The organism is Mesorhizobium sp. L103C131B0 (genome assembly GCF_000502275.1).
GTDB lineage: Bacteria > Pseudomonadota > Alphaproteobacteria > Rhizobiales > Rhizobiaceae > Mesorhizobium.
This window is the reverse complement of the sequence record NZ_AYXC01000003.1, coordinates 474,424-498,751: the sequence shown is the minus strand read 5'-3', so window position 1 is coordinate 498,751 and position 24,328 is coordinate 474,424. Positions and strand designations below refer to the sequence as shown.

23 protein-coding genes are annotated in these 24,328 nt (G+C 63.1%); 18 read left to right on the top strand and 5 right to left on the bottom strand.

Annotated features, from left to right (window positions below; all coding sequences use genetic code 11):
* Positions 1-3 precede the first annotated feature (3 nt).
* Both X730_RS1000000165235 and X730_RS1000000165230 read left to right on the top strand, forming a co-directional pair.
* Positions 4-804, top strand: coding sequence for a hypothetical protein (locus X730_RS1000000165235; protein WP_023825993.1), 801 nt, complete (start codon positions 4-6; stop codon positions 802-804).
* Positions 805-1,101: 297 nt separating this feature from the next.
* Positions 1,102-1,896, top strand: coding sequence for a hypothetical protein (locus X730_RS1000000165230; RefSeq protein WP_023825992.1), 795 nt, complete (start codon positions 1,102-1,104; stop codon positions 1,894-1,896).
* 41 nt (positions 1,897-1,937) lie between these two features.
* Here the strand turns inward: X730_RS1000000165230 and X730_RS155315 are convergent, their stop codons facing one another.
* Positions 1,938-3,296, bottom strand: a complete 1,359-nt coding sequence (locus tag X730_RS155315) for an NAD(P)/FAD-dependent oxidoreductase (RefSeq protein ID WP_023709929.1) — start codon at positions 3,294-3,296, stop codon at positions 1,938-1,940.
* Positions 3,297-3,563: 267 nt separating this feature from the next.
* Here X730_RS155315 and X730_RS155320 point away from each other — a divergent pair, with 267 nt between their 5' ends.
* Positions 3,564-4,274, top strand: a complete 711-nt coding sequence (locus tag X730_RS155320) for an XRE family transcriptional regulator (RefSeq protein ID WP_023687066.1) — start codon at positions 3,564-3,566, stop codon at positions 4,272-4,274.
* Between the two features lie 122 nt (positions 4,275-4,396).
* Here X730_RS155320 and X730_RS155325 read toward each other — a convergent pair whose 3' ends face one another.
* From X730_RS155325 to X730_RS155340, 4 genes are read right to left on the bottom strand one after another with little or no spacing between them, the layout of a single operon-like run.
* Entirely contained in the window at positions 4,397-5,437 is a 1,041-nt protein-coding gene (locus tag X730_RS155325) for a DUF3445 domain-containing protein (RefSeq protein WP_023687065.1), read from the bottom strand.
* Between the two features lie 9 nt (positions 5,438-5,446).
* Complete coding sequence (locus tag X730_RS155330; protein WP_023825991.1) at positions 5,447-6,412, bottom strand: PDR/VanB family oxidoreductase; 966 nt, start codon at positions 6,410-6,412, stop codon at positions 5,447-5,449.
* Positions 6,409-7,005, bottom strand: a complete 597-nt coding sequence (locus X730_RS155335; RefSeq protein ID WP_023668542.1) for a dimethylamine monooxygenase subunit DmmA family protein — start codon at positions 7,003-7,005, stop codon at positions 6,409-6,411. The genes X730_RS155330 and X730_RS155335 overlap by 4 nt, the downstream gene beginning before the upstream one ends.
* A gap of 42 nt (positions 7,006-7,047) precedes the next feature.
* Entirely contained in the window at positions 7,048-8,181 is a 1,134-nt protein-coding gene (locus tag X730_RS155340) for an aminomethyltransferase family protein (protein ID WP_023825990.1), read from the bottom strand.
* A 283-nt stretch (positions 8,182-8,464) separates the two neighbouring features.
* Here X730_RS155340 and X730_RS155345 point away from each other — a divergent pair, with 283 nt between their 5' ends.
* The 15 genes from X730_RS155345 to X730_RS155415 all read left to right on the top strand — a co-directional run bounded on the left by X730_RS155345 (position 8,465) and on the right by X730_RS155415 (position 24,294).
* Positions 8,465-8,752, top strand: coding sequence for a hypothetical protein (locus X730_RS155345; protein ID WP_023668544.1), 288 nt, complete (start codon positions 8,465-8,467; stop codon positions 8,750-8,752).
* A gap of 28 nt (positions 8,753-8,780) precedes the next feature.
* Entirely contained in the window at positions 8,781-9,158 is a 378-nt protein-coding gene (locus X730_RS155350; RefSeq protein ID WP_023668545.1) for a hypothetical protein, read from the top strand.
* A gap of 27 nt (positions 9,159-9,185) precedes the next feature.
* On the top strand, positions 9,186-9,347 hold the full coding sequence (locus X730_RS1000000165980; protein WP_023668546.1) for a hypothetical protein: 162 nt from the start codon (positions 9,186-9,188) through the stop codon (positions 9,345-9,347).
* A 14-nt stretch (positions 9,348-9,361) separates the two neighbouring features.
* Positions 9,362-10,756: an APC family permease gene (locus tag X730_RS155360; protein ID WP_023668547.1), complete on the top strand. Its 1,395-nt coding sequence runs from the start codon at positions 9,362-9,364 to the stop codon at positions 10,754-10,756.
* Between the two features lie 42 nt (positions 10,757-10,798).
* Positions 10,799-11,488 carry a hypothetical protein gene (locus tag X730_RS155365; RefSeq protein WP_023825989.1) on the top strand — a complete coding sequence of 230 codons (690 nt, stop codon included), beginning with the start codon at positions 10,799-10,801 and terminating at the stop codon, positions 11,486-11,488.
* Complete coding sequence (locus X730_RS155370; RefSeq protein ID WP_023668549.1) at positions 11,485-11,802, top strand: hypothetical protein; 318 nt, start codon at positions 11,485-11,487, stop codon at positions 11,800-11,802. Before X730_RS155365 ends, X730_RS155370 begins: the two co-directional genes overlap by 4 nt.
* An 84-nt stretch (positions 11,803-11,886) precedes the next feature.
* On the top strand, positions 11,887-12,783 hold the full coding sequence (locus X730_RS155375; RefSeq protein WP_023687062.1) for a glutamine amidotransferase family protein: 897 nt from the start codon (positions 11,887-11,889) through the stop codon (positions 12,781-12,783).
* 4 nt (positions 12,784-12,787) lie between these two features.
* Positions 12,788-13,516, top strand: coding sequence for a GXGXG domain-containing protein (locus tag X730_RS155380; RefSeq protein WP_023668551.1), 729 nt, complete (start codon positions 12,788-12,790; stop codon positions 13,514-13,516).
* Between the two features lie 6 nt (positions 13,517-13,522).
* Positions 13,523-14,851 (top strand): FMN-binding glutamate synthase family protein, encoded by a 1,329-nt coding sequence (locus tag X730_RS155385; RefSeq protein ID WP_023696630.1) that lies wholly within the window; start codon positions 13,523-13,525, stop codon positions 14,849-14,851.
* Between the two features lie 32 nt (positions 14,852-14,883).
* Positions 14,884-16,191 (top strand): type III glutamate--ammonia ligase, encoded by a 1,308-nt coding sequence (glnT, locus tag X730_RS155390; RefSeq protein WP_023696631.1) that lies wholly within the window; start codon positions 14,884-14,886, stop codon positions 16,189-16,191.
* 36 nt (positions 16,192-16,227) lie between these two features.
* Positions 16,228-17,481: a sarcosine oxidase subunit beta family protein gene (locus X730_RS155395; RefSeq protein WP_023740642.1), complete on the top strand. Its 1,254-nt coding sequence runs from the start codon at positions 16,228-16,230 to the stop codon at positions 17,479-17,481.
* A 15-nt stretch (positions 17,482-17,496) separates the two neighbouring features.
* Entirely contained in the window at positions 17,497-17,772 is a 276-nt protein-coding gene (locus tag X730_RS155400) for a sarcosine oxidase subunit delta (protein WP_023716143.1), read from the top strand.
* Between the two features lie 206 nt (positions 17,773-17,978).
* On the top strand, positions 17,979-20,960 hold the full coding sequence (locus X730_RS155405) for a sarcosine oxidase subunit alpha (protein WP_023825988.1): 2,982 nt from the start codon (positions 17,979-17,981) through the stop codon (positions 20,958-20,960).
* Complete coding sequence (locus X730_RS155410) at positions 20,938-21,570, top strand: sarcosine oxidase subunit gamma (protein WP_245261327.1); 633 nt, start codon at positions 20,938-20,940, stop codon at positions 21,568-21,570. Before X730_RS155405 ends, X730_RS155410 begins: the two co-directional genes overlap by 23 nt.
* 354 nt (positions 21,571-21,924) lie before the next feature.
* Positions 21,925-24,294 (top strand): aminomethyltransferase family protein, encoded by a 2,370-nt coding sequence (locus X730_RS155415; RefSeq protein ID WP_023825986.1) that lies wholly within the window; start codon positions 21,925-21,927, stop codon positions 24,292-24,294.
* Positions 24,295-24,328: the final 34 nt, after the last annotated feature.

Below are 24,328 nucleotides of genomic sequence, written 5' to 3'. Positions count from 1 at the left end.
TGAATGTCCAATCCCGGCGAACCGCCTTTTGCCGTACTCGTCTTCGACATGGCCAAGACCGGCGAGCCGGACGGGGAGCACGTAGTTTCGGGGTTTGAGACGCTGGAGGCGGCGACGTCCTACGCCATTGCGCGGGTTCGCGCCTCGGTGGAGGAGTTGCGCAAGCCCGGCATCGCCACTGCTGAGCTTCGCCAGCTCTGGCAGCTCTATGGCGAAGACTGTTCGGTGCTGAACGCCGGAGTGCGCGGCAGCGATCTACTCGACGATTTCATTGCGACGCCGGCGACGCCAGCCGAGTGCAACTGGCAGGCGCTGGCGCCCAGGCTGCGCCGCTTCCGCGCCTCGCTGCTGATCTCCAACGGCAACAACGAATCCGTCTGGGCGGGCGGCTTCTTTCGCTCGATCTACAGGCTGACGCGAGACGGCCTCCTCGAGCGCTTTGGCGACGACGCCATTGCCGCCTTCAAAGCCAAGGGGATCGAGCCGGCGGAGCCGACGAAGCTCATGGTCGCCAATTACTTCGAGCTTCCCGACCCGCCCTACCCGCCGCCAGGCTTGACGCTGCGATCCTGGAAGGTCGAGGTCGGTTTTGTCTGCCACGACGTGAAGTTCGGTGGCGACGCCGCCGGAATCTTCGCCTGGCCGCAAGAGCCGACCGACTGGGCGCTCAGAACCATGCAGTTCCTGCTGATGGCCGACATGATGGCCATGCGCGGCGATGGCCCCGACTGGGCCAATGACTGCGAGATACTAACCGCCAAAGTGACCGAGACGGAGGCGCCTCCCGACTATCCGCTGGATTGAAGTGATGATCATCACCTGCCCCGTGGCCGGCACACGCGATCTCGGCCAGGAAGTGTTCATCGCACGGTCCAGGGTCGCGGCATTTTCGGGGGCTGGTAATAGCATGCCATCGACATCATCGCGGTCGGTCTTCGACCCCTGAGCCGCGAAAGCTCAAGCACGGCTCGGATAGAACGGTTTCGCCTCTTCTGGAGTTCGCCTCTTCTGGAAATGGCAGGCCGCGCTCCAGCTCTTGACTTTGACGCATTTTCGCGCGGAAAGCTGCTTCATCCTCGACCAGCCTGAGCTTGCTGCCGAATGCCCGATCAGCGCGAACCGCCTTTTACTGTCGTCGTCTTCGACATGGCCATGACCGGCGAGCATGTGGTTTCGGGGTTTGAGACGTTGGATGCGGCTACGTCCTACGCGATTGCTCGGGTTCGCGCCTCGGTGGAAGAGCTGCGCAAGCCCGGCATCGCAGCAGCCGAGCTCCGGCGGCACTGGCATATCCATGGTGAGGATTGCACGGTGCTGAACGCCAATGTGCGCGGCAGCGATCTGCTTGACGATTTCATCGCGACGCCGGGGACACCGGCCGAATGCGACTGGCGGGCGCTGGCGCCACGACTGCGCCGTTTCTACGCCGCTGTGAACGTCTTCAACAACGATGGCAAATCTATCCGGGTCAGCGGCTTTTTCCGCGCGACCTACCGGTTATGGCACGCTGGCCTGCTCGCACGATTTGGCGACGACGCCATCGCCTCCTTCAAAGCCAAAGGCATCACGCCGGCAGTGCCGACGAGAGTCTCGGTCGACCATCACTTCGAGCAGCCCGATCCGCCGCGCCCGCCGCTCAGCGATATCAGGCCGTTGCTGTCGTGGAAGGTCGAGATCGATTTCGGATGCACCGATGTGAGGTTCGGCGCCAAAACCGACGGCGTCTTCGCCTGGCCCGAGGAGCCGACCGGCCGGGCACTCAACGACATGACACATCTGCTGATGGCTGACAGGCTGTCTATGTACGGCACCGGCCCGGAGGGTGCCTATTATAGCGAATTGGTGTGGGTCAAGGTGACGGAGACCGATGCGGCTCCCGACTACCCTCTGAATTGAAACTGGGCCGGTGCCGGCGCATTGTTTTGCATCACGCCGACCTATTCCGCCGCCACGCCCTTCACCTGGAGATAGCTTTCCATCGAGTCGTCCAGCGCCTGCAGCCAGGGCGTATGGTGCAATGGCGCCATGGTGCCGGTCATCAGCGAGCGGTAGGCGTGGTCGCGAAAGCTCATAATGTCTTCCGCCTTGTGGTGCTCCCATTCCATGAAGGTCTGGTTGACCGCCTCGACGTCGAAGCCGGGATAGTCGGTCTGGTCCATCAGTTCCTTGGTGTAGTCGCCCTGGAACCAGATCATCTGCTCGGCGTCTTCCAGCGTCTCTTCGCGTGCCCGCCACTTGGCGCCGTGCTCGGCCATCGCCTGTCCCGACGGCAGCTTGATGCGGCCCATGATGACGTCACGGGCGAACCAGGCCTGGGCGTCGAACATGTTGAAAGTGTAGAACTGGTCCTGCATGCCGATATAGGACAGTTTCGGGTTCTTCTCCCACACGACGCCCTCATAGAGCCCGTCCGGCCACATGCGGTTGGCGGTCTTCAGCTTCAGCTCTTCCGTGAGGAACGGGAAGGAATGCAGATAGCCGGTGCACAGGATGATGGCGTCGACATCTTTTGTGGTGCCGTCCTTGAAGTGCGCCGTCTTGCCGACGACCTTCTGCAGCAGCGGCACTTCCTTCCAGTTCTCCGGCCATTTGAACCCCATCGGCTTGGAGCGGTAGCTGGAGGTGATCGATCTGGCGCCGTATTTGTAGCATTGCGAGCCGATGTCCTCGGCAGAATAGGAGCGGCCGATGATCAGTATGTCCTTGCCCTTGAACTCCATGGCGTCGCGAAAATCATGGCTGTGCAGGATACGGCCGTTGAAGGTCGAAAAGCCTTCGAAATAGGGAACGTTGGGAACCGAGAAATGCCCGGAAGCGACGACGACATTGTCGAACTCTTCGGAGTAGGTGACGTCGTTGGTGCGGTCATGCGCGGTGACAGTGAATTTCCTGCTCTCGTCCGAGAAGGTGACCATGCGCACCGGGCTGTTGAAGCGCACCCATTTGCGCAGGCCTGATTTCTCGACGCGACCCTTGATGTAATCCCACAAAACGGCGCGCGGCGGGTAGGATCCGATCGGGCGGCCGAAATGCTCCTCGAACGTATAGTCGGCGAATTCCAGGCATTCCTTCGGTCCGTTCGACCAGAGGTAGCGGTACATCGAGCCGTGGACGGGGTCGCCATGCTCGTCGAGGCCGGTGCGCCAGGTGTAGTTCCACAGGCCGCCCCAGTCCGACTGCTTTTCGAAGCAGACGATTTCGGGGATCTCGGCGCCCTTGTCGGCAGCCGACTTGAAGGCCCTGAGCTGGGCCAGACCGGATGGCCCCGCTCCAATGACGGCAACGCGCGTTTTCATGGCAGGCCTCCCGGTGTCATTCGATTTTTGGAATTGCTCTTACGAAACAAATTTCACTCACAGGACAGTAATTGCCTCTTGGATGCTGTCAACAGGCCTTGTGGAGAAACCGCGTTTCGCCCCAGCGGATTTCCGGAAAAACGGATGACGGCGTAAATCCTGTTCGGACACCATTCGACTTAAGGGGCTTGCTGCGCGGTTGCGTTTCTGTATCGGCACCGAATATGTTCACCTGGAGTGAAATAATCATGGGGATTCGGAGGCGAGATGGCGAAGACAAGTTCCGATTCCAAGACTGCTTCGACAAGGGCAAAGCCACCGGCAAAGGCCTCCGTGGACGGAAAAACCATCCGCGCGCCGCTGACGCAGAATCCGCACGCCATTCGCGACACGCGCGAAAAAGTGCTGGAGGTGGCGATCGGGCGCGAGGTGCGCGCCTTCCGCAAGAAGCTCGGCATCACCGTCGCCGATCTCGCCGTCGCCACCGATATTTCGCTGGGCATGCTGTCGAAGATCGAGAACGGCATCACCTCGCCGTCGCTGACCACACTGCAGGCGCTGTCGAGGGCGCTCGGCGTTCCCGTCACCGCCTTCTTCCGCCGATTCGAGGAAGAGCGCAGCGCCGTCTTCGTCAAGGCCGGCGAAGGGCTAGATGTCGAACGCCGCGGCACCCGCGCCGGCCATCAATACAATCTGCTCGGCCATATCGGCTCCAACACCAGCGGCGTCGTCGTCGAGCCCTATCTGATTACGCTGACCGAGGATTCGGATGTGTTCCCGACCTTCCAGCATGAGGGCATGGAATTCCTCTATATGCTGGAGGGCGAGGTGGTGTACCGGCACGGCAGCAACCTCTATCCGATGAAGCCGGGCGACAGCCTGTTCTTCGACGCCGACGCGCCGCACGGGCCGGAGCAACTGACGAAACTTCCGATGCGGTATCTGTCGATTATTTGCTATCCGCAGAGCGCGGGGTAGTCGGACCGCCGCAGCCCGCTCACCCGGATTGCCCCGAGGGGAGAGGAGTCTGGCGTCAGCGCTGGCGATCTCTTCTCCGCTCGGGGAGAAGGTGGCCGCGCAGCGGCCGGATGAGGGGGCCTTTAGTCCGGCCCGAACCCCGGTGACGTCGCACTGCCATCATCCAGCTTCGACAGCCATTCCACCAATGTCGGCCGATACCGCGTCAGGCCCTTGTAGGTGGCCAGCTCTTCCGGCAAATCCCGGATCACCCGGTGCAGTCGCCTTGCCCATTTCGGCTGTGTCACCAGTTCGTCCATCTTGATCAGATAGCAGCGGATCGGGAAGACGATGCCGTTCGAGCGCGGCAGGCGCCAGAAGCTTTGCAGTTCGACGCGCAGATGCACCTTGTCGCCGACATTTTCGGGCGTCACCGTCGCGCGGTCCGGGCCCCATTTGTGGTAATTCTCCGGACTGGTGTCGAGGCGCGGGTTGATGGTCATCGTCCAGTTGAGACGCCGCGCCGGCTTGCCCTGCTGGATGTTGGTGAGGAACTTCAGCGCCCTGACGAAAATCCCCTTCTCATGCGCCAGCGGCACCGGCGCGTGCCATTCGAAGAAATTCATGCCGATGTCGAAATCGAGCGACCAGTCGGCCTGAGTGGTGACCATGCCGGCGTCCATCCAAAGATTGCCGTCGCGCTGATCGAGAATGCAGAAATCACCCTGGCTCTGGCGGGTGATGTACTCCATCGGCCCGTAAGGCAGTGTCGAGGTGTCGCCGAAGGTGAAGGTGTCGTCGATGCCGAGCGGCCGGTTGATCCAGCGCCAGCGGTCGCCGTCGCGGGTCAGGGTGAAATGCTCGGGATAGCCAAGTGCCTGTTGCTCCATCAAAAGTTCGAGCAGGTCCCAGCCGGCCAGCGTCATATGCGGCAGCGACTGGCAGCGCAGCGGATCGTCGGCCAGCACCAGTGCACGGTCCTGCATCTCGGCGACATAGTGCTCGTCGACGTCGATCAGGTTTTCCAGAACGCTGCCCTTGGGGCCAACCACATGCGGCTCGATGTTGACCGCATACATGTAGGCGTCTTCGTGGAACGGGAACGGAAACCGCCTGATGTGTTCCGGGCTGTTCCTGAAGGTGAAATCGTCGCGAAACGTTTCCTTGCGAAAGGTGATGCCCAAGCTGGCCTCCTATCTTTCCAGGACCAGCGACTTGCCTTCGAAGCGCGACACGCACGGCATGATCTTGCAGCCGGAACGATGGTCTTCCTCGCTGAGCCAGTGGTCGTTGTGGATGAACTTGCCGTCATACGAGACGACGTTGGTCTCGCACTGGCCGCAGACACCGCCGCGGCAGAGATAGGGCGGATCGACGCCGGCGGCCTCGATCGCTTCGAGCAGACTCTGCTGCTCGCCGACGCGGATGGTCTTGCCGCTAACGGCAAGTGTGACGTCGAACGGCAGGCCGGGCTGGGGTGCCGCGAAATGCTCGTAGTGCACGGTCTCCGCCGGCCAGCCGAGAGCCGCAGCGCGCTCGCGCACCCAGTTGATCATGCCGGCCGGGCCGCAGACATAGAGATGGGTGCCGAGCGGCTGCGAGGACAAGAGACGGTCGAGTTCGATGCGCTCGTCGCGGTCGTCGTGATAGAGCCGGACGCGACGGCCATAGCGCTCCTGCAGCACATCGGCATAGGTGCCGAGCGAGGCGGTGCGGCAGGTGTAGTGCAGCTCGAAATTGCCGCCGGACCCGGCGAGCTGCGCGGTCTGCGCCATGAACGGCGTGATACCGATGCCGCCGGCAAGCATCAGATGCTTCTTTGCCCTGAGGTCGAGCGAGAACAGATTGACGGGGTAGCTGACCACCATCTCCAGGCCGGGCTTGACGCTCCGGTGCATGAACAACGAGCCGCCGCGGCCGACATCGTCGCGGCGCACCGAGATGGTGTATTCGCGGGTGTGGAGCGGCGATCCCATCAGCGAATAGGGATTGAGCCTTGTGCGGTCGCCATCGCGCATCTCGACCACGACATGGGCGCCGCCGGAAAAGGTCGGCAAAAGCTCACCGTCACGGCGGCGGAAATGGAAGCGCGTCACCAGTTCGTTGACCGGGACGACGTCGCTGACGACGACATCGAGCTTGGTGGTGCCGGTGCTCATGGGAAGACCTCCTCGATGGGAGGAATCTCCGAGCGATCCTCGGCATTTATGCAGACGCCCTGGAATGCTGCCAGCCGTCGCGAATAATGATCGCGCACCAGAAGCAGCAGGCCGCAATGCGCGCAGGTGGCCGGCTGCGTCGTCACATTTTCGGTGATGCCTTTGCAATGCACGCACTGCATGCGCCGCGCCAATGAGCCGCGATGCTCGGTCTGCATGGAGGTATGATCGATGCCGGCTTCGAGCGCCACCTGCATGGCCTGGCCGATCAGCCCTTCGGTGCCGGCGAGATAGAGGCGCAGGCCCATATGCGCGTTGGCAAGCGTCTGCTTCAGCCGGGGCAGCAGGCTGGCGAAGGTTGGCGCGACATGAAATTGCGCGGACTTCAGTGCCTCAAGAGCGGCAACGTGCTTGCCGTCGGCCCCGGGAATGAAGACGATTTCGGCGCCGTCGAAGAAGCCGGGGGGCGCCGTCCTTGCCATATCGACGATCGCCAGCGCGCCTTCCGCATCCGCCACGAAAAGATGATGCTTGCCGGGCTGCGGGGACAGGGTTCCGTAAATGGGCCGGCTGATGATCGTTTTGGCTGCCATTCTCTACTTCGTACCTCGAAACCCCTCGCTGTCGATTGTGCCTCAGCCTTTCGCCGTGCGCTTGGTCTTTTTGGGATCGTCGAAGGGCAGAGGCTGCGCCGTCGCCCTGATCGAACCGCTCTTGTTGCGGATCTCGAGCCTGGTGTCCTTGACCGCGCAGTCGACGTCGAGGCGGGCGATGCCCATCGATTTCTCGACCAGCGGCGAATACATAGCGCAGGTCACCACGCCGACCTGTTTGCCGTCGTGATAGACCGGTGCGCCTTCGTCGGCCGGTTCCTTGCCGTCGAGCAGAACGCCGTAGATCTTGAAGCGCTCCTTGCCCTTGAGGCGGTAATGCTCTTCGGCGCCACGAAAGCCGGTCTTGCCGGGGCTGACGGTGAAGTCGAGGCCGAGCTCCCACAGCGTGTCGCCGGGGCCTTCGTTCTCGAACGGATATTTCTGCGAGTTGTCATAGGGATAGAACAGCAAATAACTCTCGACGCGCAGCATATCGAGCGTGGTGAAGCGGCAGGGAATGATGCCGGCGCTCTTGCCCTCGTCGAGAATCCTGTCCCAGATCGTGCCGGCGTCCTGACCGCGGCAGAATATCTCGTAGCCGCGCTCGCCGGTATAGCCGGTGCGCGAGATCATGACGGGAAAGCCGAACAGCTGCGTCTGCATATGATGGAAATAGTTGAGGTCGCGAATGCCAGGCACATGCTTTGAGAGATAGTCGACCGCGGTCGGCCCCTGCAGCGACAGATCGTGCAGATTGTCGTCGAAGCGCAGCGATACGTCGCGGCCGACGGAAGCGCGCTGCAATTCCTCATGGCCGGTGCCGGAGCCGTGCACCACCATCCAGGCGTTCGGCCCGGTGCGGTAGAGGATGCAGTCGTCGGTGAATTTGCCGGCCTCGTTCAGCATGCAGGCATAGGCCGACTTGCCGGGATAGATCTTCTCCACGTCGCGCGTCGTTGCCAGGTCGATGAGGTGTGAGGCGTGCGGCCCGGTGATGTGAACCTTCTTCAGGCCCGACACATCCATCAGCCCGGCCCTGGTGCGGATGGCGGTGTATTCCTCGTCGGCGTCCTTGTCGTAGGTCCAGGCGGTGCCCATGCCGCTCCAGTCTTCGAGCTTCGAGCCTAACGCGCGATGGCGATCCGCCAGGGTCGAAAATCTCCAGGATGCCGTCATCCGCAAATCCTCCGTTCGAAAATTCTATTGTGTTCCCGGCTCCCTGCGCGAGGCGGGAGCATTTGGTCGAATATTGATCGCAAACGTCCTGATGTCGCAATACCCGGAAGCAAATAATTTCATTGTCAGGCAAAATTCGCGACTGGGGACAAACGGTTAACCCAACGTAAAATCGGCTTGACAATTGCTGGATTCGGCCCGAATTTATGAAAAAAATTTCACTCTGTTGAAAGAGGGCAGCGGGCGGCCAATTCGGGGTCGGGCGCTGGAAAAGGGGAAACCGATGTCAGACCTGCAGCAGCGCATCGAAGCGCTGTACCGTTCCGACCTGCGCGGATCCGCGCTCCTGATCATCTGCCTTTGGGCGACGATCCTCTTCGTGCTTGTCATGACATGGCCCTACATCCCGGACACCGGGATCAAGATCGTCGTCGCTATCGCTGCCGCCGCCGTGCTGATCTTCAATACGGCCGCCATCCTGGCGATGGTCAATCACTACAAGGAAGACAAGGACTTCATCTACGGTCTCGACATCAAGAACGCCGACGCGGCCCGCAACCGCAAGTCCTGAAAACAGAACGTCCTGAGGGGTAGAAGTCATGTCGCGCTACACGCCGCCGGAACAAGGCAAGGCCGGGCAGATTTTCGATATCGTGGTCGTCGTGGTCGCCATTTTCGTGGCGCTGTGGCTGCCATTGAAACTCGGCCTGGCGGGTGCGGCGAAATCCATCGACGCGCTCGATGCCAAAACCTGGGAAGCGTTGGGACAGAACCCGACCATGGCCTCGATCTGGGAAAAGCTCGGCTATACGCCGGAGACCGCGCACGACATCATCCAGAACCGCTTCCACTACATCATCGACTGGCCGACGCTGATCATCATGGCGGCGGTGCTGATCGGCTATTTCGTCTTCCTGTTCCGCGCCTCCGACCGCGAATATCGCGACGTCATCAACGAAAAGTTCGACGACAAGTAACGCCAGAGATTTTGGGGAAGCACGCTCATGTGGGTCGCACTCTCTTACGCATCGTGGGGCATCTCGGTCGTGCTTGCGCTGTGGATGCTCTACGACTGGTTCAAGATCGACACGACCTATTCCGAGGAGGTGCTGACTTCCTCGCGCGAAGGCGAGCTTGAAGCCGCTTCCGAAAAACACCGGATCTGAGTGGGGATTGAACAATGACGATCACGCTTGAACCGGCAATACACGGCGACAGGGTTTCACTGCTACGCGTGCTCGGCCCGGCCCATGTCTGGGCGCTTGGCGTCGGCATCGTGCTGGTCGGCGAATTCACCGGCTGGAATTTCTCGGCCGACAAGGGCGGCGCACTGGCGGCGCTGATCGTCTGCTGGGTGGTCGGGCTCTTGTATACTTCGGTCGCCATGATCGACTCCGAGGTGACATCGACGGTTGCCGCCGCCGGCGGCCAATACGCGCAGGCCAAGCACATTGTCGGGCCGCTGATGGCCTTCAACGTCGCGCTGTTCCTGGTCTTTGCCTACACCATGCTGGAGGTTTCGGACGCCATCCTGCTCGGCGACACCATCGTCGCCAAGGCCGGCGTCGAAGGGCTCACCCACAACTCCTTCATTGCCGCCACCATCGTCGTGCTGGCATGGCTGAACTATCGCGGCGTGCTGATGACGCTCAACGTCAACTTCGTCATCACGGCGATAGCCTATGTCTCGATCGTTATCCTGTTCTTCTCGGTCAGCCCCTGGACGCAGGGTGCTGTGCTGAAGCTCAACGAACTGGTCACCCCCGGCAATGCGCTGCCCTATGGCTGGATCGGCGTCATCGCGGCCTTCCAGTTCGGCATCTGGTACTATCTCGGCATCGAAGGCACCACGCAGGCCGCCGAGGAAGTGCGCTCGCCGGCGCGTTCGCTGCCTTACGGCACCATGGCCGGCATGATCACGCTTTTGATCGCCGCCGCCATGACCTGGTATGTCTGCGCCTCGCTGATGCCCTGGGAGTACCTCGGTATCACCTATTATCCCTTGTGGGACGCCGGCAAGCTGACCGGCAGCCCGCTGCTGGAAAACCTGTTGTTCGTCGCCACGCTGCTCGCGGCACTGGCGTCGGCCAATGGCTGTATCAACGATGCGGCCCGCGCGTGGTTCTCGCTTGGACGCGACCGCTATCTGCCGACATGGTTCTCGGCCGTGCACCCGAAATACCGCACGCCCTATCGCTCGATCCTGTTCCTGTTGCCGATCGCGCTCGCCTTCGCCTTCATCGCCGACCTCAACCAGGCGATCACCTTCTCAATCCTGTCGGGCGTGCTGCAATACACCTTCATGAGCATAAACATCATGATGTTCCGCAAAAAGTGGCCGCTGGGCACGATCCGCCGCGGCTATACGCACCCGTTCCACCCGATCCCGGCGATCGTGCTGTTTTGCCTCTGCGTGGTGACCTTCTTTGCGATCTTCCTCGGCTACGGCACGCAGCTGATCGCCATGGTCGCCTTCTACTTCCTGATCTCGCTGTGGTTCCACTTCTACCGTTACCGCTATGTGCGCCGCGGCGACCAGTTCACCATGCCGTGGCCGAAGCCGCAGGGCTATTGACAGGAGAGGGCCTGCCGGTCTGGGCGGGCATGGCGTGACGAGGTGTCTGACGTGACGACAGCATTGCTGGCCGGGGCGGTCGCCGTGGCTCTCGTCCTGCACCTCGCCTGGCATACGCGCGCCAGCCGCAAAAAGGCCAAGGCTGATCTTGCAGCCGAGGCAGCCAGCATCCAGGCCGTCATCACAGATGCCGTTGATGTCTCCGATGGCACAGCCGGCGTTGTCACCTGGGCCGGCACATGGAACGGACAGCGCGTGCAGCTGCGCACCATCGTCGACACGCTGGCAACGCGAAAGCTGCCGGCGCGATGGTTGAGTGTCACGATCACAGAGCCGGTTGCGGTGCCGGCGACCTTCGACATGATGATGCGGCCGGGCTCGCCGACGACCTTCTCCAATTTCGATCATCTTCAGCATACGCTGCCGAAGGCTCCGGGATTTCCGGCTGAAGCCGTGCTGCGAACCGACCTCAGGGCGGCGCGCTTTCCGCAGAACCTGATCGCCAGCCATCTCGACATCTTTGCCGAAGGCCGCGCCAAGGAACTCTTGATCACCCCGAACGGCGTGCGCATCGTCTGGCTGCTGGCCGAGGCCGAGCGGGCGCGCTACGGCGTGTTCCGGCAGGCCGCATTCGGCGGCGCAAGGCTGGATCCAACGCTGGTCGAGAGACTGCTGACCTCGGCCTCAGTGCTGCGCGATGCCATCAACCGACAGGAAAGGCAGGTCGCATGAGCGCACCCGCACCGACAAACCCGTATCTGGTGCTCGGCGCTGCCATCGTCTTACCGGCCAGCGGCCACGTCATTCTGGGCGTGCCCGTGCGCGGCCTGCAGTTCCTGTTCTTCATGGTGATCCTCGCCTGGGTGACGGCCAAGATCGCGCCGGCCGATGCCAGCTTCGTCGGCCGCCACGCCGGCGGCTTCCTGATCTATGCGCTGTCGATCCTCGATGCCTACAGAATAGCCCGCATCCGCACCGCCACATGGATTCACAGCGCCCGCGACGGCGGCGATAGTTCACAAGGCCGCATCGAGCCGGATACGTAACTACAGGAATATTTTTTTCATACGATTGAATTCGCACGACGCATTCGATACATCATCGTCTAGTGGTAACGTCGGGAGGCTGACATGTGTGGAATCGTCGGACTTTTTCTGAAAGACAAGTCGCTTGAGCCGCAGCTCGGCTCGATGCTGTCGCAGATGCTGATATCGCTCAGCGATCGCGGCCCCGACAGCGCCGGCATCGCCATCTATGGCGCGCCTTCCAGGAATGAAGCCAAGATCACCATCCAGTCCGCGAAACCCGAGCGCGATTTCCGCGGCCTCGACGCCGAACTCGCGAAGGCCATCGGCGCGCCGGTGAGCATAGCGGTGAAGTCCACCCATGCAGTGTTGAGAACCGCGCCCGACAAGGTCGATGCCGCGCGCGAAGCGCTGCAGTCAATCCGCCCCGACGTGCGCATCATGGGCGCCGGCGAAGCGGTGGAAATCTACAAGGAAGTCGGTCTGCCGGAAGCGGTCGTCGACCGCTTCGACGTCCGCTCGATGACCGGCACGCATGGCATCGGCCATACCCGCATGGCGACGGAATCGGCCGTCACAACGATGGGCGCGCATCCGTTCTCGACCGGCGCCGACCAGTGCCTGGTGCACAATGGCTCACTGTCCAACCACAATAATATGCGGCGTGAGCTGGTGCGGGAGGGCATGAAATTCGAGACCGAGAACGACACCGAGGTCGCCGCCGCCTATCTCTCGTCGCAGATGGCGCATGGCAAGAACCTCGGCGAGGCGCTGGAAGGCACGCTGTCCGACCTCGACGGCTTCTTCACCTTCGTCGTCGGCACCAAGAACGGTTTCGGCGTGGTGCGCGATCCGATCGCCTGCAAGCCCGCCGTCATGGCCGAGACCGATCAGTATGTCGCCTTCGGCTCGGAATATCGGGCGCTGACCAAACTGCCCGGCATAGACAATGCGAGGGTCTGGGAACCGGAACCCGCAACCGTCTATTTCTGGGAGCATTGAGCTCATGCCGGCAACCAAACTTTCGAAGGCGGCGCAAGACCAGGCGTCCCGGGTCTTCGATCTCGACGTGTCGTCGCTGCGTGAACTGAACCAGGCGCTGCACAATCTGACGCCCGGCTCCAACGAAACGGCGTGGGAAGTGCTGCACCCGAAGGGCAGCCATTCGGTTGCCGTCGGCGTCGACCAGCCTGTCAGCATCGATGTGCGCGGCAGCGTCGGCTACTACTGCGCCGGGATGAATGACGGCGCTGCCATCACCGTGCACGGCTCGGCCGGGCCTGGCGTCGGCGAAAACATGATGTCGGGCTCGATCGTCATCAAGGGCGACGCCAGCCAGTATGCCGGCGCCACCGGCAAGGGCGGGCTGCTCGTCATCGAGGGCAACGCCTCGTCGCGCTGCGGCATCTCGATGAAGGGCATCGACATCGTCGTGCACGGCAATATCGGCCACATGTCGGCCTTCATGGCGCAGTCCGGCAATCTGGTGGTGCTGGGCGATGCCGGCGACGCACTTGGCGATTCCATCTACGAAGCGCGGCTGTTCGTGCGCGGCAAGGTCGAAAGCCTGGGCGCCGACTGCATCGCCAAGGAGATGCGGCCCGAGCATATCGAACTGCTGCAGGGACTGCTCGACCGCGCCGGCGTCACCGGCGTCAAGCCGTCGGAATTCAAGCGCTACGGCTCGGCGCGCACGCTCTACAATTTCAATATCGACAACGCCGACGCGTATTGAGGCAGCATGACCTACAAGAACCCGCCGACGACGCCGCGCAAATCCGCGACCTTCGACGACTACACGCTTTCCGAAATCCGCCGCGCCGCGGCGACCGGCATCTATGACATCAGGGGCGCCGGGGCCAAGCGCAAGCTGCCGCATTTCGATGACCTGCTGTTCCTCGGCGCGTCGATTTCGCGCTACCCGCTGGAAGGCTATCGCGAACGTTGCGACACCAGCGTCGTGCTCGGCTCGCGTTACGCCAGGAAGCCGATCGAGCTGAAGATCCCGATCACCATTGCAGGCATGAGCTTCGGTTCGCTGTCCGGCCCGGCCAAGGAAGCGCTCGGCCGTGGCGCGACCCTGTCCGGGACGTCGACCACCACGGGCGACGGCGGCATGACCGAGGAAGAGCGCGGCCATTCCAAGCAACTGGTCTATCAATATCTGCCGTCGCGCTACGGCATGAACCCCAGGGATTTGCGCCGCGCCGACGCCATCGAAGTGGTCGTCGGCCAAGGCGCCAAGCCCGGCGGTGGCGGCATGCTGCTGGGACAAAAGATTTCCGACCGCGTCGCTGAGATGCGTACGCTGCCGAAGGGCATCGACCAGCGCTCGGCCTCGCGCCATCCCGACTGGACCGGGCCGGACGATCTCGAGATCAAGATCCTCGAACTGCGCGAGATCACCGACTGGGAAAAGCCGATCTACGTCAAGGTCGGCGGCGCCCGCCCCTATTATGACACAGCACTTGCGGTGAAGGCCGGCGCCGATGTCGTCGTGGTCGACGGCATGCAGGGCGGCACGGCGGCCACCCAGGAAGTATTCATCGAAAATGTCGGCCAGCCGACGCTTGCCTGCATCAGGCCGGCGGTGCAGGCGCTGCAGGATCTCGGCATGCACCGTAAGGTGCAGCTGATCGTCTCCGGAGGCATTCGCAACGGCGCCGACGTCGCCAAGGCGCTGGCGCTCGGCGTGGACGCGGTGTCGATCGGCACGGCAGCGCTGGTCGCACTCGGCGACAATGATCCGCGCTGGGAAGCGGAGTACAATGCACTCGGCACCACCGCCGGCGCCTATGACGACTGGCACGAGGGCCGCGACCCCGCGGGCATCACCACGCAGGACCCCGAACTGATGAAGCGGGTTGATCCGGTCGCCGCGGGACGGCGGCTGGCGAACTACCTCAAGGTGATGACGCTGGAGGCGCAGACCATTGCGCGTGCCTGCGGCAAGAACAGCCTGCACAATCTCGAGCCCGAGGATCTCGTAGCCCTCACCATCGAAGCCGCCGCCATGGCAGGCGTGCCGCTGGCCGGCACCAACTGGATACCGGGGAAAAACGGCTTCTAACAAAATCACATCAAAATAAGCGAGGAGCTATAATGGGGAACGATCTCGCCGCATTCGCCAAAGAGAACGGCGTCAAATATTTCATGATTTCCTACACCGACCTGTTCGGCGGCCAGCGCGCCAAGCTGGTGCCGGCGCAGGCGATCGCCGACATGCAGAAGGACGGCGCCGGCTTCGCCGGTTTCGCCACTTGGCTCGACCTGACGCCGGCGCATCCTGATATGCTGGCGGTGCCGGATCCGGATTCGGTGATCCAGCTGCCGTGGAAGCGCGATGTCGCGTGGGTCGCCGCCAACTGCATCATGGACGACAAGGAAGTCGAGCAGGCGCCACGCAACACGCTGCGCCGGCTGATTGCGGAAGCCGCCACTGACGGTATGCATGTCAAGACCGGCGTCGAGGCTGAGTTCTTCCTGATCTCGCCGGACGGCAGCGTCATCTCCGACAAATACGACACGGCTTCAAAACCCTGCTACGACCAGCAAGCAGTGATGCGCCGCTACGATGTCATCGCCGAGATCTGCGACCACATGCTGGCGCTGGGCTGGAGCCCCTACCAGAATGACCATGAAGACGCCAACGGCCAGTTCGAGATGAACTGGGCCTTCGACGATGTGCTCGCCACCGCCGACAAGCACTCGTTCTTCAAGTTTATGGTCAAGTCGGTGGCGGAAAAGCACGGCCTGCGCGCGACCTTCATGCCTAAGCCCTTCCAGGGCCTGACCGGCAATGGCTGCCACGCCCATATTTCGGTGTGGGACAAGGCCGGCAAGGTCAACGTCTTTGCCGACAATGCGATGGAGCTCGGCCTGTCGGCCAAGGGCAAGAATTTCCTCGGCGGCATCATGAAACATGCCTCGGCGCTGGCCGCGATCACCAACCCGACGGTGAACTCCTACAAACGCATCAACGCGCCGCGCACCATTTCGGGCGCCACCTGGGCGCCGAACACGGTGACCTGGACCGGAAACAACCGCACCCACATGGTGCGCGTGCCCGGCCCCGGCCGCTTCGAGCTGCGGCTGCCGGACGGCGCCGCAAACCCTTATCTGCTGCAGGCCGTCATCATTGCCGCCGGTCTCGACGGTATCCGCTCCAAGGCCGATCCCGGCAAGCGCTACGACATCGACATGTACCAGAACGGCCACACGGTGAAAGGCGCGCCGAAGCTGCCGCTCAATCTGCTCGACGCGCTTCGCGAATACGACAAGGACAAATCGCTCAAGGCGGCGCTGGGTGAGGAATTCTCGTCGGCTTATCTAAAGCTGAAGCACCAGGAATGGAATTCCTATGCTTCGCACTTCACGCAATGGGAGCGCGACCACACGCTGGACATATAATCGTTCTAGCGGTGCGAGCGACCTCGGAATGACCTGATGAAATATTCGCTCTTCTCGCTCGCCCGTGCTGCCCTGTCCGGCCACAAGAACTGGCAGCGCACCTGGCGCGATGCGGCGCCCAAGGACCACTACGATGTGGTGATCATCGGCGGCGGCGGCCATGGGCTCGCCACCGCCTGGTTCCTCGCCAGCGAGTTCGGCATCAGAAACGTCGCCGTGCTGGAAAAGGGCTGGATCGGCTCCGGCAATGCCGGCCGCAACACCACCATCATCCGTTCCAATTACGGCCTGCCCGGCAATACCGGCTTCTACGAGCTTTCGATGAAGCTTTGGGAGCGGATGGAGCAGGACCTCAACTATAACGCGATGGTCAGCCAGCGCGGCGTCCTCAACCTCTATCATTCCGATGCGCAGCGCGACGCTTATGCGCGGCGCGGCAACACCATGCGCATCAATGGCATCGATGCCGAACTGCTCGACCAGGCGGCGCTGAAGAAGATGCTGCCGTTCCTGAATTTCGACCATGCGCGCTTTCCCGTGCAGGGCGGCCTCCTGCAGCGCCGCGGCGGCACCGCGCGGCATGACGCGGTGGTCTGGGGCTATGCCCATGCGGCGAGCGAACTCGGCGTCGACATCATCCAGAACTGCGAGGTCACCGGCTTTGTCCGGGACGGCAACGGCAAGGTGACTGGCGTCGAGACGTCGCGCGGCAAGATCGGCGCCGGCAAGGTCGGCATGGCAGTCGCCGGGTCATCGTCGCGTGTCGCAGCGATGGCGGGCATGCGCCTGCCGATCGAAAGCCATGTGCTGCAAGCTTTCGTCTCGGAGGCGATCAAGCCGCTCATCCCCGGCGTCATGACCTTCGGCGCCGGGCATTTCTATGTCAGCCAGTCGGACAAGGGCGGGCTGGTCTTCGGCGGCGACATCGACGGCTACAATTCCTACGCCCAGCGCGGCAATCTGCCTGTCATGGAGGATGTCTGCGAAGGCGGCATGGCGCTGATCCCGATGATCGGCCGGGTACGGCTTCTGCGCCAATGGGGCGGCATCATGGACATGTCGATGGATGGCTCGCCGATCATCGACAAGACGCCGGTCGATGGGCTCTACCTCAACGCCGGCTGGTGTTATGGCGGCTTCAAGGCGACGCCCGGTTCCGGCTTGGTCTTTGCCCATCTTCTGGCGCGTGACGAAACGCACAAGGAGGCGGCGCTGTTTCGGCTCGACCGCTTCCAGCGCGGCGCCATGATCGACGAAAAGGGCCAAGGCGCCCAACCGAACCTGCATTGAGGCGGCCGGAACAAGATGCGTATCACCTGTCCTTTCTGCGGCGAACGCGAACTCGGCGAGTTCAGCTATCTCGGCGATGCCAAGCCTGTACGGCCGGCGGCGGATGCCGGCGAAGATGCCGTCTACGACTATGTCTATCTGCGCGACAACATCGCCGGCGTGATGGCAGAGAACTGGTATCACGCCGGTGGCTGCCGGGCCTGGCTGAAGGTCACCCGCAACACGCTGACGCACGAGATCTCGGCGGTGGAACCGGCGGCGGGGGCTGGTGCGAGCCAGGTGGAGACATGAGCTATTCTGTCGAGACCACAGCCGTCGCGAAAAGCGCCAGCCCCCTACCTCCCCCTTGTGGGGAGGTCGGACCGCAGGTCCGGGTGGGGGTNGGGGGTCGGTGCCGCACCCCCACCCCGCTGCTGCGCAGCGACCCTCCCCACAAGGGGGAGGGTGAAGAGCGCGACGGTCCCGCCTGGCATTGGATCGATGAGAGGCCGGCCATCGTGAGTTCCAGCCAATCCCATCGTCTCACATCCGGCGGTCTCATCGACCGCTCGGCGCCGCTCAACTTCCGCTTCGATGGCAAGAGCCTCTCCGGCTTCCAGGGCGACACGCTGGCGTCGGCGCTGGTCGCCAATGGCGTCAAGCTGGTCGGCCGCTCGTTCAAATACCATCGTCCGCGCGGCATTCTGACTGCGGGCTCGGAAGAACCCAACGCGCTGGTCGAACTGCGCACCGGCGCACGGCGCGAGGCCAACACCAAGGCCACGACGGCCGAACTCTATGAAGGCCTCGAAGCGGCCAGCCAGAACCGCTGGCCGTCGCTGCGCCACGATGTGATGTCGGTGAACCAGCTGTTCGCACCGATCTTCGTCGCCGGCTTCTACTACAAAACCTTCATGTGGCCGGCAAAATTCTGGGAAATGGTCTACGAGCCGGCGATCCGACGCGCCGCGGGTCTGGGTCGCGCGGCGGTCACCCCCGATCCGGATCACTACGACAAGGCCTGGGCGCATTGCGATGTGGTGATCGCCGGCTCTGGTCCGGCCGGTCTCGCCGCCGCACTCGCTGCAGGCCGCAGCGGTGCGCGCGTCATCCTGTGCGAAGAAGATTTTGCGCCCGGCGGCCGTCTGTTGTCGGATGGCGGCACGATCGACGGTCTGCCGGCCGCGGAGTGGCTGTCGCGCACACTGGCCGAGCTCAGCTCGATGCCGGATGTCCGCATCATGACCCGCACGACCCTGTTCGGCGTCTATGACGGCGGTACCTATGGCGCGATCGAGCGGGTCAACGATCATCTGCCGGTGCCGCCCGAGCATCAGGTGCGCCAGCGCCTGTGGCGCATCGTGGCCAAGCGCTGCGTCGTCGCCGCCGGCGCGATTGAGCGTCCCATCGTCTTTGCCGGCAATGACACGCCCGGCGTGATGATGGCGTCCGCCATCCGCACCTACGTCACACGTTATGCGGCGACGCCGGCAAAGCGGATCGCGCTGTTCACCAACAATGAGGATGGCTGGCGCACGGTCGAGACGGCACTCGGCGCCGGGCTGCAGATCGCGGCGGTGATCGACGCGCGGCCTGACGTCTCGCCTGCCCATCGTTCTCTCGCTTCCATGAACGGCTTCACCGTGCTGCATGGTTCGGTCAGCGGCGTCGACGGCGGCAAGGACGGCGTAAGAAAAATAGCGGTGTCGCTGACCGGCGGCGCGCGCGCCGAGGTCGAGGCCGACGGGCTTGCCGTTTCCGGCGGCTGGAATCCGGCGGTCGGGCTCACCTCTTACCATCGCGGCCGGCCGAAATGGCGAGACGACATCGCCGCCTTCGTGCCGGACGGCGCGCCGCCCGGTATGGTCGCCGCAGGTGCGGCTAACGGCGACTTCGGGCTAGGCGCCTGCCTGCGCGCAGGTTTCGAGGCCGGCGCCGCAGCGGCGCGGGACGCGGGACGCAATGGCAATCCGGGCTCTGCAGCTGTTGCCGGCGACGAGTCCTTCTCACTGACCCCGCTCTGGCACGTCGCCGGCAAAGGCAAGGCCTTTGTAGACCAGCAGCATGACGTCACCGCGTCCGACATCGAGCTGGCGCAGCGCGAGGGTTTTGAATCGGTCGAGCATCTGAAGCGCTACACCACGCTCGGCATGGCGACCGACCAGGGCAAGACGTCCAATGTCGCCGGCCTCGCCATCATGGCGGCGGTGTCGGGCAAATCCATTCCCGAGACCGGCACGACCATCTATCGCCCGCCGTACGTGCCGGTCGCCATCGGCGCCTTTGCCGGCCACCATCGCGACGAAAATTTCCATGCGACGCGGCTGACGCCGTCGCATCACTGGGCGGCCGAACAAGGCGCGATCTTTGTCGACACCGGCCTGTGGAAGCGCGCGCAATGGTATCCGCGCGCGGGCGAGAAGGACTGGCTGGAATCGGTCACCCGCGAGGTCAAGGCGGTGCGCTCGGGCGTCGGCTTCTGCGATGTCTCGACGCTGGGCAAGATCGATGTGCACGGCCCCGATGCCGGCGCCTTCCTCGACCGCGTCTACATCAACACCTTCTCAAACCTTGCCGTGGGAAAAGCCCGCTACGGGCTGATGCTGCGCGAGGACGGCCTCGTCTATGATGACGGCACGACCTCGCGGCTGGCCGAGGACCATTATTTCCTCACCACGACCACGGCGAAGGCCGGGCTGGTGATGCAGCATCTCGAATTCTGCCGGCAGGTGCTATTCCCCGAACTCGACGTGCAACTGACCTCGGTCTCCGACCAGTGGGCGCAGTTCTCGATTGCCGGGCCAAGGACGCGAGACCTGTTGAAGGAAATCGTCGACCCTGCCGAGGACCTTTCGAACGAAGGTTTTCCCTTCATGGGCGTGCGCGAAGTCGCTTTGCGCGGCGGCATCAAGGCGCGGCTGTTCCGCATCTCCTTCTCCGGCGAGATGGCGTTCGAGATTTCGGTGCCGGCGCGTTACGGTGAAGCGATGGCACGCAATTTGATGCTGGCGGGAAAACCGTTCGGCGTGACGCCGTATGGCACAGAAGCCCTCGGCGTCATGCGCGTTGAAAAGGGCCATGTCGCCGGACCGGAACTGAGCGGCACGACGACCGCCGCCGATCTCGGCCTCGGCAAGATGATGTCGACCAAGAAGGATTTCATCGGTCGCGTCATGGCCGGCCGCGAGGCGCTGGTGGCGCCGGACCGGCAGGTCGTGGTCGGCATCAAGCCCGTCGACAAGGCGCGCCGCCTGCGCTCCGGCGCGCACATCATCCCGGAGGGCCAGACGCCCGGGCCTGATAACGATCAGGGCTACGTCACCTCGGTCTGCTTCTCGCCGACGCTCGACCAGTGGATCGGTCTCGGCCTTGTCGAGCGCGGCCGCGAACGCATCGGCGAGATCGTCCACGCGCATGATCCGCTGCGCGGTGAAGACTATGATGTCGAACTCTGCAATCCCGTCTTCTACGATCCCGATGGAGGGCGCCAGCGTGGCTGATTTTTCCTGGGATGTTCGCAGCCCGCTCAAGCGCGCGCTCGCTCCTGGCGCTTACGGCGTGCAAGGCGATGCCGGTGTGTCGTTGACCGAGATCCGCAATTTCGACCTCGTCCAGGTGATGGCACGGCGCGGCAAGGCGGGTGATTTGGCCGAGGCCGCGAACGCTCGTTTCGGCGTCGCGGCTCCGGAAACGCCGAAGGCGGTTGGCACCGCGGATGCGACGCTGATCTGGTCGGGACCGGATCAGTTTTTTGTCCTGTCGAAGGGTGGCAGGACTGAGGTGCTCGCTCAGACCTTTGCATCTTCCGCTTCGCTATCCGACCAATCGCATGCACGCGTGCTGATCAGCATCTGCGGCCTCAAGGCGCGCGCCATGCTGGCGAAACTGTCGTCGATTGATTTGCATCCCGATGCGTTTCCGGTTGGCGCTGCTGCCACGACCTCGATGGATCACACCAGCGTCACCCTCTGGCGTGGTGGTGACAAGGCGGATGGGCAGGCGGTGTTCAACCTCCTGGTGTTTGCGACGTTTGCCGAAAGTCTGTGGCACACGATGTTGGATTCGGCTGCGGAGTATGGTGTGGCTATCGAGCATTCCGAGGAGCTTTAGCTCGATAGTTTCAGATGTTGGCGCCGCCCCTCATTGCCCTGCCGGGCATTTCTCCCGGTATAGTGACGGGGAGAAAGAAGCTGGCCGCAGCCTCGGCGCTCATCCTGCAACGTTGGCGATTGGCGAAGCCGGCGACGACAGCGTCCTTCGCCCCGTTTACGAGGAGAAGATGGCGGCAGCCAGATGAGGGGCAGCGCTGACGTTCGGAAGATAGGGCTGATCGGCAAGGTTCGGCCTTAGCGACCGCGGCGAGAACGCCACCCTCCACCTTGCCAAACCCAACCGCGCTGCTATTCTTGCTGCTAAAATAATTTTACACACAGGCAAACTTGTTTCTCGAACCGCAAGGCTGAGATGAGCCAGTCGCCCTACCCCTCTGTCGCAGCCGGACCGCCGCGGCCGAGCCTCATCCTGAGGCCCGGCCAGATCGCGCTGCCGCCGGGCATGGAGCGCCATACTATCTTGGGGAATGGCGCGGTGCTGATCGAGGTCGAGGCCGGCGATACGTTCACCGTGCGCAATGTCGAGGGCGGGCAGGCTTGCGAGTTGCTGGCCTGGGACAGGACCGGCGCCACCGATCCTTCCATCCTCGGCGAAAAGTCCAACAGCAATGCCGCCGGGATCAAGGCGCTTCTGGCCGAGGGCGATGACAGCCTGGCTTCCGTCCGTCGTGGCCTTGAGCGCCGCCAGGTGCAGCTCGACGAGCCCAAGGCGGTGCGTGTGTTCGGCGGCGCAACGCCTGCCGGCACCGAGCAGGCATTCACGGTCAGGCGCGACGGCGCGATGCTGATTGCCGCACCCGGCGGGCCGATGCTGGTCGACGGCCACGACACGGCAACGCCGCTCACCGTCATCGTCCGCCGTGCCACGGTGCGCCTGAAATCGAAATCGCAGCTCGCCGATCCGCTCGCCGATCCGGTGCTCGATTTGCGCGTCCATTCGGCAACCGCCGAATCCTATTTCGTCAAGGCCGGCGACTATCTGCAGATCATCGACGTCGATGGTCGCCAGTGCACCGACTTCCAGTGCTTTTCTGCGCGCAAGCTGGACAAGGGTCTCGACCATCCGCTCGACGTAACGACCACGCGCACGCTGATGGGGTCGAGCTACCCGATGCCGGGCCTGCATTCGAAATATTACGACCAGGACATGGAGCCGCTGGTCGAGGTTATCCAGGACACATGCGGGCGACACGACGCATTCGCGCTGGCGTGTGCCGCCAAATATTACGATGACATCGGCTATCCCGGCCACACCAACTGCTCGGAGAACTTCAATCGCGCGCTGGCCGACAAGGGCGTGACGCCCCGCGCCGGCTGGATGGCGATCAACTTCTTCTTCAACACGGCGATCGACGCCCATGGCGTGATGGTGTCGGACGAGCCGTGGTCGCGGGCGGGTGACTATGTTCTGCTCAGGGCGCTCACCGACATCGTCTGCGTCTCCTCCGCCTGTCCCGACGACACGACACCGGCCAATGGCTGGAACCCGACCGACATCCATGTGCGAACCTATTCCGGCCAACACAAATTCTCGCGAGCGATCGCCAGACGCATGACGCCCGATTCGGAACCGAAAATGACCCGCGAGACAGCCTTTCATTCATCCTTCGCCAAGCACACCCGCAACTTCGTGGAATACCGGGGTTATTGGCTGGCCAATTCTTTCGCCAAAGAGGGGCCGATCGCCGAGTACTGGGCCTGCCGGCAGGACGCGGTGATCATGGACCTGTCGCCGCTGCGCAAGTTCGAGGTCACCGGTCCCGATTCCGAAGCGCTGCTGCAATACACGCTGACCCGCGACGTCAAGAAGCTCGGCGTCGGCCAGGTCGTCTATTCCGCCATGTGCTACGAGCATGGCGGCATGATCGACGACGGCACGCTGCTGCGGCTCGGCAAGGACAATTTCCGCTGGGTCGGCGGCGATGACCTGTCCGGCGAATGGCTGCGCGAGACGGCAAAGAAGCTTGGCCTCAACGTGCTGGTGCGCTCGTCCACCGACCAGATGCACAATGTCGCCGTGCAGGGACCGAAGAGCCGCGATATTTTGAGAGAGGTGGTCTGGACCTCGCCGCTGCAACCGTCGATCGACGAACTCGAATGGTTCCGCTTCGCTGTCGCGCGCATCGGCGGCGGCAATGGCATTCCGGTCGTGGTGTCGCGCACCGGTTATACCGGCGAGCTCGGCTACGAGATCTGGTGCCATCCGCGCGACGCCGAAAAAGTGTTCGATGCCATCTGGGAGGCCGGCCAGCCGCATGGGTTGAAGCCGATGGGCCTGCAGGCACTCGACATGGTGCGCATCGAAGCCGGGCTGATCTTCGCCGGTTACGAATTCTCCGACCAGACCGACCCGTTCGAGGCGGGCATTGGTTTCACCGTGCCGTTGAAGACCAAGACCGACGATTTCATCGGCCGCGAGGCGCTGATAAGGCGCAAGGAACATCCGCAGCACAAGCTCGTCGGCCTCGACATCGACAGCAATGTCGCGGTCGGCCATGGCGACTGTGTCCATATCGGCCGCGCCCAGACCGGCGTCGTCACCTCGGGCATGCGCTCGCCGGTGCTGAACAAGAACATCGCTCTGGCGAGGCTTGACGTCACCCATGCGGCCACCGGCACAGAGGTCGAGATCGGCAAACTCGACGGGCAGGCCAAGCGGCTGCCGGCGCGCGTCGTGGCCTTCGCCCACTACGATCCGCAAAAGACCAGGCCGCGATCCTGAGGGTTGCACCCCCGGCCCTTCGCAGGCTCAGGGC